Source organism: Streptomyces sp. NPDC006430 (assembly GCF_040612395.1).
GTDB lineage: Bacteria > Actinomycetota > Actinomycetes > Streptomycetales > Streptomycetaceae > Streptomyces.
This window is the reverse complement of sequence record NZ_JBEXQA010000025.1, coordinates 70,155-83,738: the sequence shown is the minus strand read 5'-3', so window position 1 is coordinate 83,738 and position 13,584 is coordinate 70,155. Positions and strand designations below refer to the sequence as shown.

At 67.0% G+C, this 13,584-nt stretch carries 18 protein-coding genes; all 18 read right to left on the bottom strand.

Annotated elements, in window-relative coordinates; all coding sequences use genetic code 11:
• Nucleotides 1-227: 227 nt before the first annotated feature.
• The 18 genes from ABZZ20_RS28055 to rpsH all read right to left on the bottom strand — a co-directional run bounded on the left by ABZZ20_RS28055 (nt 228) and on the right by rpsH (nt 13,375).
• A complete protein-coding gene (locus ABZZ20_RS28055; protein WP_356874220.1) occupies nt 228-1,478 on the bottom strand; it encodes a glycosyltransferase family 87 protein in 1,251 nt (416 codons plus the stop codon).
• Nucleotides 1,479-1,558: 80 nt separating this feature from the next.
• The gene (locus ABZZ20_RS28050) at nt 1,559-3,178 is read right to left on the bottom strand and encodes an ATP-binding cassette domain-containing protein (protein ID WP_356874218.1); all 1,620 of its coding nucleotides are present in this window, start codon (nt 3,176-3,178) and stop codon (nt 1,559-1,561) included.
• Nucleotides 3,179-3,241: 63 nt separating this feature from the next.
• A complete protein-coding gene (gene truA / locus ABZZ20_RS28045) occupies nt 3,242-4,093 on the bottom strand; it encodes a tRNA pseudouridine(38-40) synthase TruA (RefSeq protein ID WP_356874216.1) in 852 nt (283 codons plus the stop codon).
• Between the two features lie 109 nt (nt 4,094-4,202).
• Nucleotides 4,203-4,676: a 50S ribosomal protein L17 gene (gene rplQ, locus ABZZ20_RS28040; RefSeq protein ID WP_319733898.1), complete on the bottom strand. Its 474-nt coding sequence runs from the start codon at nt 4,674-4,676 to the stop codon at nt 4,203-4,205.
• A 137-nt stretch (nt 4,677-4,813) separates the two neighbouring features.
• On the bottom strand, nt 4,814-5,836 hold the full coding sequence (locus ABZZ20_RS28035; RefSeq protein ID WP_010473911.1) for a DNA-directed RNA polymerase subunit alpha: 1,023 nt from the start codon (nt 5,834-5,836) through the stop codon (nt 4,814-4,816).
• A 227-nt stretch (nt 5,837-6,063) separates the two neighbouring features.
• Entirely contained in the window at nt 6,064-6,468 is a 405-nt protein-coding gene (rpsK, locus tag ABZZ20_RS28030) for a 30S ribosomal protein S11 (protein WP_003956432.1), read from the bottom strand.
• 54 nt (nt 6,469-6,522) lie between these two features.
• On the bottom strand, nt 6,523-6,903 hold the full coding sequence (gene rpsM / locus ABZZ20_RS28025; RefSeq protein ID WP_007265919.1) for a 30S ribosomal protein S13: 381 nt from the start codon (nt 6,901-6,903) through the stop codon (nt 6,523-6,525).
• Nucleotides 6,904-7,101: 198 nt separating this feature from the next.
• The gene (gene rpmJ / locus ABZZ20_RS28020; RefSeq protein WP_003956441.1) at nt 7,102-7,215 is read right to left on the bottom strand and encodes a 50S ribosomal protein L36; all 114 of its coding nucleotides are present in this window, start codon (nt 7,213-7,215) and stop codon (nt 7,102-7,104) included.
• Between the two features lie 73 nt (nt 7,216-7,288).
• Nucleotides 7,289-7,510, bottom strand: a complete 222-nt coding sequence (infA, locus tag ABZZ20_RS28015) for a translation initiation factor IF-1 (protein ID WP_003956442.1) — start codon at nt 7,508-7,510, stop codon at nt 7,289-7,291.
• A 128-nt stretch (nt 7,511-7,638) separates the two neighbouring features.
• On the bottom strand, nt 7,639-8,490 hold the full coding sequence (gene map / locus ABZZ20_RS28010; RefSeq protein WP_356874214.1) for a type I methionyl aminopeptidase: 852 nt from the start codon (nt 8,488-8,490) through the stop codon (nt 7,639-7,641).
• Nucleotides 8,491-8,592: 102 nt separating this feature from the next.
• Nucleotides 8,593-9,240 carry an adenylate kinase gene (locus ABZZ20_RS28005; RefSeq protein ID WP_356874212.1) on the bottom strand — a complete coding sequence of 216 codons (648 nt, stop codon included), beginning with the start codon at nt 9,238-9,240 and terminating at the stop codon, nt 8,593-8,595.
• Nucleotides 9,240-10,553 (bottom strand): preprotein translocase subunit SecY, encoded by a 1,314-nt coding sequence (secY, locus tag ABZZ20_RS28000; protein WP_030154705.1) that lies wholly within the window; start codon nt 10,551-10,553, stop codon nt 9,240-9,242. The genes ABZZ20_RS28005 and secY overlap by 1 nt, the downstream gene beginning before the upstream one ends.
• Nucleotides 10,554-10,742: 189 nt before the next feature.
• Nucleotides 10,743-11,198, bottom strand: a complete 456-nt coding sequence (gene rplO, locus ABZZ20_RS27995) for a 50S ribosomal protein L15 (RefSeq protein ID WP_030154704.1) — start codon at nt 11,196-11,198, stop codon at nt 10,743-10,745.
• A 2-nt stretch (nt 11,199-11,200) separates the two neighbouring features.
• A complete protein-coding gene (gene rpmD / locus ABZZ20_RS27990; protein WP_005313525.1) occupies nt 11,201-11,383 on the bottom strand; it encodes a 50S ribosomal protein L30 in 183 nt (60 codons plus the stop codon).
• Nucleotides 11,383-11,985, bottom strand: a complete 603-nt coding sequence (rpsE, locus tag ABZZ20_RS27985) for a 30S ribosomal protein S5 (RefSeq protein ID WP_046779243.1) — start codon at nt 11,983-11,985, stop codon at nt 11,383-11,385. The genes rpmD and rpsE overlap by 1 nt, the downstream gene beginning before the upstream one ends.
• A 45-nt stretch (nt 11,986-12,030) precedes the next feature.
• Nucleotides 12,031-12,414 carry a 50S ribosomal protein L18 gene (rplR, locus tag ABZZ20_RS27980; protein WP_266785543.1) on the bottom strand — a complete coding sequence of 128 codons (384 nt, stop codon included), beginning with the start codon at nt 12,412-12,414 and terminating at the stop codon, nt 12,031-12,033.
• A gap of 2 nt (nt 12,415-12,416) precedes the next feature.
• Nucleotides 12,417-12,956 carry a 50S ribosomal protein L6 gene (gene rplF / locus ABZZ20_RS27975; protein ID WP_356874209.1) on the bottom strand — a complete coding sequence of 180 codons (540 nt, stop codon included), beginning with the start codon at nt 12,954-12,956 and terminating at the stop codon, nt 12,417-12,419.
• A 20-nt stretch (nt 12,957-12,976) separates the two neighbouring features.
• Complete coding sequence (rpsH, locus tag ABZZ20_RS27970; RefSeq protein WP_356874207.1) at nt 12,977-13,375, bottom strand: 30S ribosomal protein S8; 399 nt, start codon at nt 13,373-13,375, stop codon at nt 12,977-12,979.
• Nucleotides 13,376-13,584: the final 209 nt, after the last annotated feature.

Genomic DNA, 13,584 nt, shown 5'->3' with positions numbered 1-13,584 from the left:
TTCGCTTCTTCAGTGATGGGTTCTCCCCCGAGCCATGCGGCCCAAGGGGAAGGGTCCTGACAAGGCCACCACGGACGATCACGACAGCCCTGGTCCACGACGGGGACGCAACCCGTGTGTACCGCTGGTCATCGGCCCGGTGGACCGGCGTAAGGCCCTTTCACGTGAGAATGAGCAAGCCAATACGCATAACGAACCAGCAGGATACCCGCGATGCCCCGGACGGGTCAAAACGCCGACCGCGACCCCACCTCGGCGGGTGCCACGATGCGCTCCGATCCGGGCCTGGGCACGGTTCCTGCGGTTCGTACGTCTCCCAGGTTAACCCGCGCCGCACGCAGACACCGCCGCATCAGGACCCCCGCGAGCACGCACAGGGTGAAGCAGTCCTTGAACGCCCGGCGCTTGTGCTCGAACTCCGAGGGCCACGGAACGCCCGCCAGCTGGGGGAACAGACCCGCCCAGAACCAGGGCGAACGCGGCATCGATCCCGCACGCACCGCCGAGGCCAGCAGCAGTGGAAGCACCACCAGCAGGTAGTGGTCGAAAGAGGGCCGCGAGACCAGGAATGCGGCGAGCATCACCATGCAGGCCGTCTCGGCGAGCCGCAGCTCGCCCCCGTCCGCGGGGCCGTCCGTACGCCGCCACCGCCGCCAGGCCGCCCACAGCCCGCCCAGCGCCCCCGCGCCCGCCAGCAGTACGGCAACCGGCTCCGGTATCCCCAGCCGCGGCAGCACCGCGATCGGCGAGGCGTCCCACGGCAGCGCGTACGCGTCCTGCCCCTGGAGCAGGAACGGCAGCGTCTTGGTGAAGAACAACGAGGGGCTCGGCATCATCAGCGCACCGAGCAGCGACACCCCCAGCGGCACCAGCACGGCCACGGCCAGCCCCCGCCACTGCCGGGCCAGCAGGAACAGCAGTCCGATCGGCACCAGCATGGGCTTGCAGGCGATCGCCAGCCCCACCACCAGGCCGGCGGCTGCCCAGGACCGCCGGTGCGCAAGCAGCAGCGCCACCGGCAGGGCGGCGGCTGAGATGGCCGTCCAGTTCCCGATCAACACGAGGTTCACGTACGGCTTGAAGGCCAGGGCTACAACTGCGAACCCGCCGACCGCGAAGCGGGACCGCAGCGGTACCGAGAACAGCCGCAACGAGGCCCACCAGCCGGTCCCGAGCAGGGCGGACATTCCCATCGGGAGCACCCAGCGCAGCATCGACTGCGGCAGCATCGCCTCGGGAACCGCCATGATCACGGCGCTCGGGAGGTAGAGGAACCGCTTGTCCTCGTACGGGGACCCGCCCGCCAGCAGCGTTTCGGCCGCCTTGACCACGAAGGCGTTGTCCGAGCCCCAGTTCGCCCGCAGACTCGTGGAGACCGCTATGCCGAGCACCACCGCCAGGGACACCGCCTGCCAGGACCGGGACGCCGGCCTGAGTAGCCAGCCCAGCAGCCGTTGCCCGAAGGCCGGCTCCCTCACGGTGTCCCATCTCCTGACCCAGGTGCCAGGCCGCAGCCGCACAACGCCTCCCGATCGACCCGCTCGGGGGCGGTCTCCCCCTAGCGTTTCCGTTCGACCCTACGTTCGTCCCAGACGGGTTCCTGAGTCTCTCGTACTACACCGTCCGAACCGAAGACCAGGAAACGGTCAAATGTGCGGGCGAACCAGCGGTCGTGTGTGACGCACAACACAGTCCCCTCGTACGACTCAAGGCCGTCCTGCAGCGCCTCCGCGGATTCCAGGTCCAGGTTGTCCGTCGGCTCGTCCAGCAGCAGCGCCGTCGTCCCGGCCAGCTCCAGCAGCAGGATCTGGAAGCGCGCCTGCTGGCCGCCCGACAGCTTCTCGAACGGTTGGTCTCCCTGGCGCTCCAGCTCGTAGCGCCGCAGGACGCCCATCGCCGCGCCGAGGGGCTTCGCGGCCTCCGTCCACAAGATGTCGACCAGGGTCCGGCCGAAGAGCTCCGGGTGCGCGTGGGTCTGCGCGAAGTGCCCGGGCAGCACCCGGGCGCCCAGCTTCCACGTGCCCGTGTGCTTGACGTCCTCGCCCGCGAGCAGCCTCAGGAAGTGCGACTTCCCCGACCCGTTCGAGCCGAGCACCGCGACCCGCTCCCCGTAGAAGACCTCCAGCGAGAACGGCTTCATCAGGCCCGTGAGCTCAAGGTTCTCCACGGTCAGCGCCCGCACGCCGGTACGGCCGCCCTTGAGCCGCATCCGGATGTCCTGCTCCCGCGGCGGCTCCGGCGGCGGACCCGCCTCCTCGAACTTCTGGAAGCGCGTCTGCATCGCCCGGTAGCGCGAGGCCATGTCGGGGCTGCTCGCCGCCTGGTTGCGCAGCCGCAGGACCAGCGCCTTCAGGCGGGCGTGCTCCTCGTCCCAGCGCCGCTTGAGCTCCTCGAAGCGGGCGAACCGCTCCTTGCGGGCTTCGTGGTACGTCCCGAAGCCCGCGCCGTGCACCCACACGTCCGTGCCCGTCGGGCTCGGCTCCAGGCTGATGATCTTCTCGGCGGCACGGGACAGCAGCTCACGGTCGTGCGACACGAACAGCACCGTCTTGCGCGTGACCCCCAGCTGCTCCTCCAGCCACCGCTTGCCCGGGACGTCGAGGTAGTTGTCCGGCTCGTCGAGCAGCAGCACCTCGTCCGGCCCGCGCAGCAGTGCCTCCAGCACCAACCGCTTCTGCTCGCCGCCCGAGAGCGTGCGCACCTCGCGGAACTGGGCGGCGTCGTACGGGATGCCCAGCGCGGCCGTGGTGCAGACGTCCCAGAGGGTCTCCGCCTCGTACCCCTGGACGTCCGCCCAGTCGCTGAGCGCCTGCGCGTACGCCATCTGCGCGGACTCGTCGTCCACCGTCAGGATCAGGTGCTCGGCGTGGTCGACGGCCTTGGCGGCTTCCCGGATCCGCGGCTGGGCCACCGAGACCAGCAGGTCCCGTACGGTCGTCTCGTCCCGTACGGACCCCACGAACTGGGACATGACGCCGAGGCCGCCGCTGACGGTGACCCCGCCGCCGTGCGGCTGGAGAACGCCGGAGATCAGCTTCAGCAGGGTGGTCTTGCCCGCCCCGTTCGCCCCGACGAGGGCGACGACCGACCCTTCCCCCACGCGGAAGGAGACGTCGGGGAGCAGTACCCGCCCGTCGGGAAGGTAGTACTCCAGGTGGCTGACTTCGAGATGTCCCATGCCCGGCATTGTCCAGGCCCGGCGGCGATCCGCCCAAACCGTTTTGGAACGCTCGGCTGCCGGTCAGCAGCAGCCGGCGGCCGGAAGGGTCCGCACGTTGCGTGCTTCCTTGCTGCGGGCGGCCAGCAGCTCGTCCGCCGGGTAGCCGACCTCTTCCAGGGTGAGCCCGTGCGGCTTCACCACGTGCACCGAGGAGTCCCGTACGGCCGCCCGCAGGACCTTGCCGGGCCAGTCGGTGGGCCGGTGCCCGTCCCCGACGTGCAGCAGCGCGCCCACCAGCGAGCGGACCATGTTGTGGCAGAAGGCGTCGGCCCGGACGGTCGCCGTGAGGATCCCGTCCTCGGCGCGCTCCCAGCTGAGCTGCTGGAGCGTGCGGATGGTCGTGGCGCCCTCGCGCTTCTTGCAGTACGCGGCGAAGTCGTGCTCGCCGAGCAGCGCAGTGGCGGCCTCGTTCATGGCGTCCACGTCCAGTGGCCACTGGTGCCACAGCACGTGCCCGCGGCGCAGCGGGTCGACACCGCCCTGATGGTCACCGACGCGGTAGGCGTAGCGGCGCCACACGGCGGAGAACCGGGCGTTGAAGCCCGCCGGGGCCTCGGCGACCCGCCACACCCGTACGTCGTGCGGCAGCCTGCCCGCGAGGCGGCGCAGCAGTTTGTCGTGGTGCTCGGCCCACACCTCCTCGGCCAGGTCGACGTGCGCGACCTGCCCGCGCGCGTGCACGCCGGCGTCGGTCCGCCCGGCCACGGTCAACTCGACCGGGTCCGGCAACCGCATCACGGTCTGCAGGGCCGACTCCAGCTCGCCCTGCACGGTCCGCAGGACGCGCTGCTTCGCCCAGCCGGAGAAGTCCTTGCCGTCGTACGACAGGTCCAGCCGCACCCGGACGTGCCCGGGCTCCACCTCGTCACTCACGTGACCGATCCTCTCAGAATCGCGTAAACGCCAAGAAAAACAGAACGGGCCCGCCCCGGAAGGGGGCGGGCCCGTTCAGAGCCGATCAAGCAGACGTGATCCCGGGGGATCAGGCCTCCTTGGTCTCCTCGGCGGGGGTCTCGGTGGCCTCGGCCTTGGCCTCCGCCTCCTTCACCGCGCGCTTGGTGGCGGCCTCGGCCTCACCGGTGGCCTGCTGGGCCACGGTCAGGGCCTCGACGAGCTCGATGACCGCCATCGGGGCGTTGTCGCCACGACGGTTGCCGATCTTGGTGATGCGCGTGTAACCACCGGGGCGGTTCTCGTAGCGCGGGGCGATCTCGGTGAACAGCGTGTGCACGATGCTCTTGTCCGTGATCGTCTGCAGCACCAGGCGACGGTTGTGGATGTCGCCCTTCTTGGCCTTGGTGACCAGACGCTCGGCGTAGGGACGCAGGCGGCGGGCCTTGGCCTCGGTGGTGGTGATGCGGCCGTGCTCGAAGAGCGCCTTCGCGAGGTTCGCGAGAAGGTGCTTCTCGTGCGCGGCGGAACCGCCCAGACGGGCACCCTTTGCGGGACGCGGCATGGTGTTACTCCTTCATATCTGCACCGGCCGTGTCAGGTACCGGTGTCAGTTCCCCCGAGGCGGACGCCGCGGGAAAGTGCGTTCGAACCCGGCCGGCAGTTCAGGCGCAGGGCCTCAACCGCCGGCTGCGGGAAGAATCAGTACTGCTCGGTCTCGACGAAACCGGCGTCGGCGTCGTCGTCGGCGCCGAAGGCGTCGGCGGCGGCGGTCGGGTCGAATCCGGGCGGGCTGTCCTTGAGGGCCAGGCCCATGCCGGCCAGCTTCGCCTTGACCTCGTCGATCGACTTCGCACCGAAGTTGCGGATGTCGAGCAGGTCGGCCTCGGAGCGGGCGACGAGCTCACCCACGGAGTGGATGCCCTCGCGCTTGAGGCAGTTGTACGACCGAACGGTGAGCTCCAGCTCCTCGATCGGCAGCGCCAGGTCGGCGGCCAGGGCGGCGTCCGTCGGGGACGGGCCCATGTCGATGCCCTCGGCGTCGATGTTGAGCTCGCGGGCCAGACCGAACAGCTCGACCAGGGTCTTACCGGCGGACGCCATGGCGTCGCGCGGGCGCATGGCCTGCTTGGTCTCGACGTCGACGATCAGCTTGTCGAAGTCGGTGCGCTGCTCGACTCGGGTCGCCTCGACCTTGTAGGTGACCTTGAGGACCGGGCTGTAGATGGAGTCGACCGGGATGCGGCCGATCTCCTGGCCCAGCTGCTTGTTCTGGACGGCGGAGACGTAGCCGCGACCGCGCTCGACGGTCAGCTCCATCTCCAGCTTGCCCTTGCCGTTGAGCGTGGCGAGGACCAGGTCCGGGTTGTGCACCTCGACACCGGCCGGGGGCGCGATGTCAGCAGCGGTGACCAGGCCGGGACCCTGCTTGCGCAGGTACATCACGACCGGCTCGTCGTGCTCCGAGGAGACGACCAGCTGCTTGATGTTGAGGATGAGGTCGGTCACGTCCTCCTTGACGCCCGGCACGGTGGTGAACTCGTGCAGGACACCGTCGATGCGGATGCTGGTGACAGCGGCACCCGGGATCGAGGAGAGGAGCGTGCGGCGCAGGGAGTTGCCGAGGGTGTAGCCGAAGCCCGGCTCCAGCGGCTCGATCACGAACCGCGAGCGGTACTCGTCGACGACCTCTTCGGTCAGCGAAGGACGCTGAGCGATAAGCATGTCTATGTTCCTTCAGTCGTGGACGCCCACTATTTGACGCCCGACATGTACTGCTGGGTACTGCAAGGGTACGGGCGGCACGGCCCCGAAGGGTCGTACCGCCCGGACACTCAAAGACGCACAGGCGTCGCTGCGTCAGACGCGGCTCCTCGATTCGACGAAGCGAGAAGTCCGGCAGTCGTCAGACGCGGCTCCTCGATTCGACGAAGCGAAAAGTCCGGCAGTCGTCAGACGCGGCGGCGCTTCGGCGGGCGGCAGCCGTTGTGCGGGGTGGGGGTGACGTCCTGGATCGAGCCGACCTCAAGGCCAGTGGCCTGGAGGGAGCGGATCGCGGTCTCGCGGCCGGAGCCCGGACCCTTGACGAAGACGTCAACCTTGCGCATGCCGTGCTCCTGCGCGCGGCGGGCGGCCGACTCGGCGGCCATCTGCGCGGCGAAGGGGGTGGACTTGCGCGAGCCCTTGAAGCCGACGTGGCCGGCGGAGGCCCAGGAGATCACGTTGCCCGAGGGGTCCGTGATCGAGACGATCGTGTTGTTGAACGTGCTCTTGATGTGGGCGTGCCCGTGAGCGACGTTCTTCTTTTCCTTGCGGCGCACCTTCTTGGCAGCGCCCTGACGACCCTTGGGGGGCATCTAAATCTCCTACGGGAGGTGGTCGGTCCTACAGCGCAAGACCGCTGAACAGGACTACTTCTTGCCCGGCTTCTTCTTACCGGCGATCGCGCGACGCGGGCCCTTGCGGGTACGCGCGTTCGTGCTGGTGCGCTGACCGTGCACCGGCAGGCCACGACGGTGGCGGATGCCCTGGTAGCACTGGATCTCGATCTTGCGGCGAATGTCGCCCTGGATCTCGCGGCGGAGGTCACCCTCGGTACGGAGGTTGGCGTCCACGTACTCGCGGATCTTGACGAGGTCCTCTTCGGCCAGGTCACGAACGCGGGTGTTCGGGTTCACGCCGGTGGAGGCGAGGATCTCCTTGGACCGGGTGCGCCCGATACCGAAGACGTAGGTGAGTGCGATCTCCACACGCTTTTCGCGCGGGATGTCAACACCGGAAACGCGTGCCACAAATGGCTCCTGTGTGTTCGGGGGTCTTCCGCAGAACCACTCCCGACCGCCGACCACCCTTGGTGGATGGTGGTACGTCCGGGTCCCCGGCCCCCGCCGGAGGTGCCGCCGGCCCTCTTCAGGGCTAGGCGGGTTCTGCGTATGTACGTTTTCTTACGTCGCGCGAAGAACTGCGTAAGGCAGGTCGGTCGGCGTGCGTCAGCCCTGGCGCTGCTTGTGGCGCAGGTTGTCGCAGATGACCATGACCCGGCCGTGACGGCGGATCACCTTGCACTTGTCGCAGATCTTCTTGACGCTCGGCTTGACCTTCATGTTGGTGAGGTTCTCCGGGTCAGTGCCACCACCCGCACCGGGACGGATGCCCAGGCAGGAGTGAGGACAAGATCTACTTGTATCGGTAGACGATCCGGCCACGCGTCAGGTCGTACGGAGACAGCTCCACAACGACCCGGTCATCCGGGAGGATGCGGATGTAGTGCATACGCATCTTGCCGCTGATGTGCGCGAGGACCTTGTGACCGTTCTGGAGTTCCACCTTGAACATCGCGTTCGGGAGGGACTCGATCACGGTGCCCTCGATCTCGATGGCACCTTGCTTCTTGGCCACGCTTCGCCTTTCGAATCGGCTACCTTGATCGGCTGACGGACATGGGAATGCACGTAAGCCGACGAGTCAGTCTACGTCAGGGCACCCAGAAAGACGAATCCGGAAAGTTTGCCCCAGAGTCTAGATCATTAACCGAGGGGATCCGGCGCGGTGGTCACGCCGTACGTCGCCAGCTTCGCCTTGCCGCAGTCCGGGCTGGTCAGGACGATGGGACCGGCCTCCGTCAGGGCGATGGAGTGCTCCCAGTGCGAGGACCAGGTGCCGTCCGTGGTGATGACCGTCCAGTCGTCGGCCAGTACCTCCGTCTGGGGGGTGCCCAGCGAAACCATCGGCTCGATCGCCAGGCAGACGCCCGGAACCAGCTTGATCCCCTTGCCCCGCTTGCGCGAGACGTAGTTCAGCAGGTGGGGGTCCATGTGCATCTCGGACCCGATGCCGTGGCCGCCGTAGTCCTCGATGATCCCGAACTTGCCGAGGCTGTGCTCACCCGTGGCCGGACGCGGCTGGCGCTTGATGTACGTCTCGATCGCCTTGGAGATGTCCACGAGTCGGTTGCCGAGCTTCATGGCAGCGATCCCGGCCCACATGGACTCCTCGGTCACCCGGGAGAGCTCCAGGAGCTCCGGAGCGTGACCGGTGCCCACGAAGGCCGTGTACGCGGCGTCGCCGTGCCAGCCGTCCACGATCGCACCGGCGTCGATGGAGATGATGTCGCCGTCCTTGAGGACCGTCTTGTCGTCCGGGATGCCGTGGACGACGACCTCGTTCACCGAGGTGCAGATCGTCGCGGGGAAGCCGCCGTAGCCGAGGAAGTTCGACTTGGCACCGGCATCCGCGATGACCTTGCGGGCCACCATGTCCAGATCCCGCGTCGTGGCGCCCGGAACGGCCGCCTCACGGGTCGCCGCGTGGATCGCGGCGACGACCAGCCCTGCCTCGCGCATCTTCGCGATCTGCTCGGGGGTCTTGATCTGGACCATGGGAAGTGCCTTCCACCTTCGGATCTGCGTTGTTCAGGTCTTCTCAACAGTACGGCCGCGGGGTCCTGGGGACACCGCGGCCGTACCTGCACAACAGGGGTACTACTTCTTCAGGGCGTCCATCGCGCGCTGCGTGACGTCCGCGACCTCACCGAGGGCCGGAATGGTCACCAGCAGGCCCTGGGCCTTGTAGTAGTCGATGATCGGCTCGGTCTGCGTGTGGTAGACCTCCAGCCGGTTGCGGACCGTGCCCTCGGAGTCGTCGTCGCGCTGGTACAGCTCGCCGCCGCAGGCGTCGCAGACGCCCGCGGTCTTCGGCGGGGCGTACGTCACGTGGAAGACGTGCGCGGAGTCGTTGCGGCAGATCCGGCGGCCGGCGATGCGCTTGACCACCTCGTCCTCCTCGACTTCCAGGTCGAGGACGGCGTCGAGCTTCATGCCCGCCGCCTGCAACATCTCGTCCAGCGCCTCGGCCTGCGAGACGTTGCGCGGGAAGCCGTCCAGCAGGAAGCCGTTCACGGCGTCCGGCTGCTCCATGCGGTCCTTGGCCATGCCGATGGTGATCTCGTCGGGGACGAGGTCGCCGGCGTCCATGAACGCCTTCGCGCGCTGGCCCAGCTCGGTGTTCTGGCTGATGTTGGCGCGGAAGAGGTCGCCCGTCGAAATGTGCGGGATCGACAGGTTCTTTGCAAGGAACGCAGCCTGCGTTCCCTTGCCCGCACCGGGCGGTCCGACAAGGACGATTCGCATCAGCGGAGGAACCCTTCGTAATTGCGCTGCTGGAGCTGGCTCTCGATCTGCTTCACGGTTTCCAGACCCACACCCACGATGATCAGGATGCTCGTCCCGCCGAACGGGAAGTTCTGGTTCGCTCCGAAGCCGGCCAACGCCATTGTCGGCACAAGAGCGATGAGACCCAGGTACAGCGACCCCGGCCAGGTGATCCGGTTGAGCACGTAGCTCAGGTACTCGGCGGTGGGTCGACCGGCCCGGATGCCCGGGATGAACCCACCATACTTCTTCATGTTGTCTGCAACTTCCTCGGGGTTGAACGAAATCGCCACGTAGAAGAACGCGAAGAAGACGATCAGGAGGAAGTACGCCGCGATGTAGTACGGGTGGTCGCCCTTGACGAAGTGCTTCTGGATCCAGGTGGCCCAGCCGGCGGTCGAACCGCTGAACTGAACGATCAGCGCCGGGATGTACAGCAGCGACGAGGCGAAGATGACCGGGATCACACCCGCCTGGTTCACCTTGAGCGGGATGTACGTCGAGGTGCCCCCGTACGCACGGCGGCCGATCATGCGCTTCGCGTACTGGACCGGGATCCGCCGCTGCGCCTGCTCGACGAAGACCACCAGGGCGACCATGGCCAGGCCGACGAGGATGACCACGCCGAACTCGACCCAACCGTCGGCGATCTTGCCCTGGAGCTTGATCTGCCACAGGGCGCCGATGAAGCCGGCGGCGATCGAGATGAACATCAGGATCGACATGCCGTTGCCGATGCCGCGGTCGGTCACGAGCTCACCGAGCCACATGACGACACAGGTACCGGCGGTCATGGTGATGACCATGACGATGGTGGTGAAGATCGACCGGTTCGGAACGATCTGGCTGGCGACCTGGCAGCCCTGGAACAGGGCACCAGTGCGGGCAGTGGCGACGAGGCCGGTGCCCTGCAGGATCGCGAGTGCGACCGTCAGATAGCGCGTGTACTGAGTGATCTTCGCGGTGCCGGACTGCCCCTCTTTTTTGAGGTTCTCCAGCTTCGGAATGACCACGGTCAGCAGCTGCAGGATGATGCTCGCCGTGATGTAGGGCATGATCCCGAGCGCGAAGATCGTGATCTGCAGCAGCGCACCGCCGCTGAACATGTTGACGAGACCGAAGAGGCTGTTGCTGCTCCCGGCCTGGTCGACACAGATCTGAACGTTCTTGTAGCTCACGCCGGGTACCGGAATGTGGGACCCGAGTCGGAACAGCACGATGATGCCGAGCGTGAAGAGCAGCTTCTTGCGCAGGTCGGGCGTCTTGAACGCCCGGGCGAACGCGGTGAGCACGGTGCCTCCTGCGACCCCCGCGCTACTGCGTCAGAGGTGACGGTCTGAGGGATCGACGAATACGTACAAGCAAAGGTGCAGGCCACCTTACCGGCGACTGCGCCCCCCGTGGAACGACCAACCGGGGATGCCCCATATGTGAGGCATCCCCGGTCGGGTTTTTACTCGCTATATGTCACCTGGTACGTGCTAGACGAGCTCGGTGACGGTGCCGCCGGCAGCGGCAATCTTCTCCTTGGCGGAGGCGGAAACGGCGTCAACCGAAACCGTCAGCGCCACGGAGATCTCGCCCTGGCCCAGGACCTTGACGAGGCTGTTCTTGCGCACCGCGCCCTTGGCGACCAGGTCGGCCACCGTGACCTCTCCACCCTCGGGGTAGAGAGCGCCGAGCTTGTCCAGGTTGACGACCTGGAACTCGGTGCGGAACGGGTTCTTGAAGCCCTTGAGCTTCGGCAGACGCATGTGGAGGGGCATCTGCCCACCCTCGAAGCGCTGCGGGATCTGGTAACGGGCCTTCTGGCCCTTCGTACCACGACCGGCCGTCTTACCCTTCGACGCCTCACCACGACCGACACGGGTCTTCGCGGTCTTGGCGCCGGGGGCGGGACGGAGGTTGTGGGCCTTCAGCGGGCTGTTCTCAGCCATGATTAGTCAACCTCCTCAACCGTCACGAGGTGGCGGACGGTGTGAACCATTCCGCGGAACTCGGGGCGGTCCTCCTTGACGACCACGTCGTTCAGGCGCTTGAGCCCGAGCGAACGCAGCGTGTCGCGGTGGTTCTGCTTGCTGCCGATGTACGACTTCGTCTGCGTGATCTTGAGGCGAGCCATTAGACACCCGCCCCTGCACGTGCACGAAGCAGAGCCGCGGGGGCGACGTCCTCGAGGGGCAGACCACGGCGAGCCGCGATCTCCTCGGGACGCTGCAGGCCCTTGAGGGCCGCCACGGTCGCGTGCACGATGTTGATCGCGTTGTCGGAGCCGAGCGACTTCGACAGGATGTCGTGAACGCCGGCGCACTCCAGAACGGCGCGCACCGGGCCACCGGCGATAACACCGGTACCGGGGGAAGCAGGCTTCAGCAGGACAACGCCGGCCGCCTTCTCGCCCTGGATCGGGTGCGGGATGGTGCCCTGGATGCGGGGAACCTTGAAGAAGTTCTTCTTGGCTTCCTCAACACCCTTGGCGATGGCCGCGGGAACTTCCTTGGCCTTGCCGTAACCGACACCTACCGTGCCGTCACCGTCGCCCACCACGACCAGCGCGGTGAAGCTGAAGCGGCGACCACCCTTGACAACCTTGGCGACACGGTTGATCGCGACAACGCGCTCAACGTAAGCGGTCTTCTCGGCGGCAGCGCCACCGTCGCGACCCTTCCGGTCCCGCCGCTCGCCGCCACCGGCACCGCTTCCGCGGCGCTGGGGTCCAGCCATTGGATTACCTCTCTCTGTTACGTCCGTGAGTCCCGGAACCGGGGCTTAGAACTTCAGCCCGGCTTCGCGGGCGGCGTCAGCCAGAGCGGCAATGCGCCCGGCGTATCGGTTGCCACCGCGGTCAAAGACGACGGTCTCGACGCCGGCAGCCTTCGCACGCTCGGCGACGAGCGCGCCGACCTGCTGGGCCTGGGCGCTCTTGTCGCCTTCGCCACCGCGGATCGAAGCGTCCAGGGTCGACGCGGACGCCAGGGTGTGACCCTGGAGGTCGTCGATGACCTGAGCAACGATGTTGCGGTTCGAACGCGTCACGACGAGGCGCGGACGCTCCGCCGTACCCGAGACGTTCTTGCGGATGCGGATGTGGCGGCGAGCCTTGGCAGCGCGCTTGTACGCGTCGCCCTTGGCGATCTTCACACCGTATGCCATGGCTACTTACCAGCCTTTCCGACCTTGCGGCGGATGACCTCGCCGGCGTACTTGACACCCTTGGCCTTGTACGGGTCGGGCTTCCGCAGCTTGCGGATGTTGGCGGCGACCTCGCCGACCTTCTGCTTGTCGATGCCCTCGACCGAGAACTTGGTGGGCGACTCGACCTTGAAGGAGATGCCCTCGGGCGCCTCGATCAGGATCGGGTGGCTGTAACCAAGCTGGAACTCCAGAGCGGAGCCCTTCGCGGCGACGCGGTAACCGACACCGCTGATCTCGAGAGCCTTGACGTATCCCGTGGTCACACCGGTGATCATGTTCGCCACCAGCGTGCGGGACAGGCCGTGCAGGGCCTTGTTCTGACGCTCGTCGTTGGGGCGGGTGACGCTCAGAACGCCGTCCTCACCCTTGACGATCTCGATCGGCGCAGCGACGGTGTGCGAGAGGAGACCCTTGGGGCCCTTCACCGCGACCGTGCGGCCATCGATGGTGACGTCCACACCGGCGGGAACCTGGATGGGGAGCTTGCCGATTCGCGACATTGCTTTTCCTCCGTTCCCGACTACCAGACGTAGGCGAGGACTTCCCCACCTACGCCCTTCTTGCCTGCCTGCTGGCCGGTGAGGAGACCGTGGGACGTGGAGATGATCGCCACGCCCAGGCCGCCGAGCACCTTCGGCAGGTTGGTGGACTTCGCGTACACGCGCAGACCGGGCTTCGAGATCCGCTTGATGCCCGCGATGGAGCGCTCACGGTTCGGCCCGAACTTCAGCTCGAGGACGAGGTTCTTGCCGACCTCGGCGTCCTCGACCTTCCAGCCGGTGACGAAACCCTCCTGCTTGAGGATCTCCGCGATGTGCGACTTGATCTTGCTGTGCGGCATCACGACGGTGTCGTGGTACGCCGAGTTAGCGTTACGCAGACGCGTGAGCATGTCTGCGATGGGGTCAGTCATGGTCATGAAGTGGCCTTCGGCCTCTCTCGCCGGGGTTTCCTGTATGCGCCATCCCTCTCCCCACTCAGTGGCGGGACGGGTGCGGTGCGGGGACCTACGGCGTAGTAAGTCGTTATGGACGGCGGACGCCCAACCCCACAAGCCTACGGCATGCGGAGCAGGGCACCCACCGACCAGATGCTTACCGAGAGTCTCTGGTACTTCCCAAGTCCTTG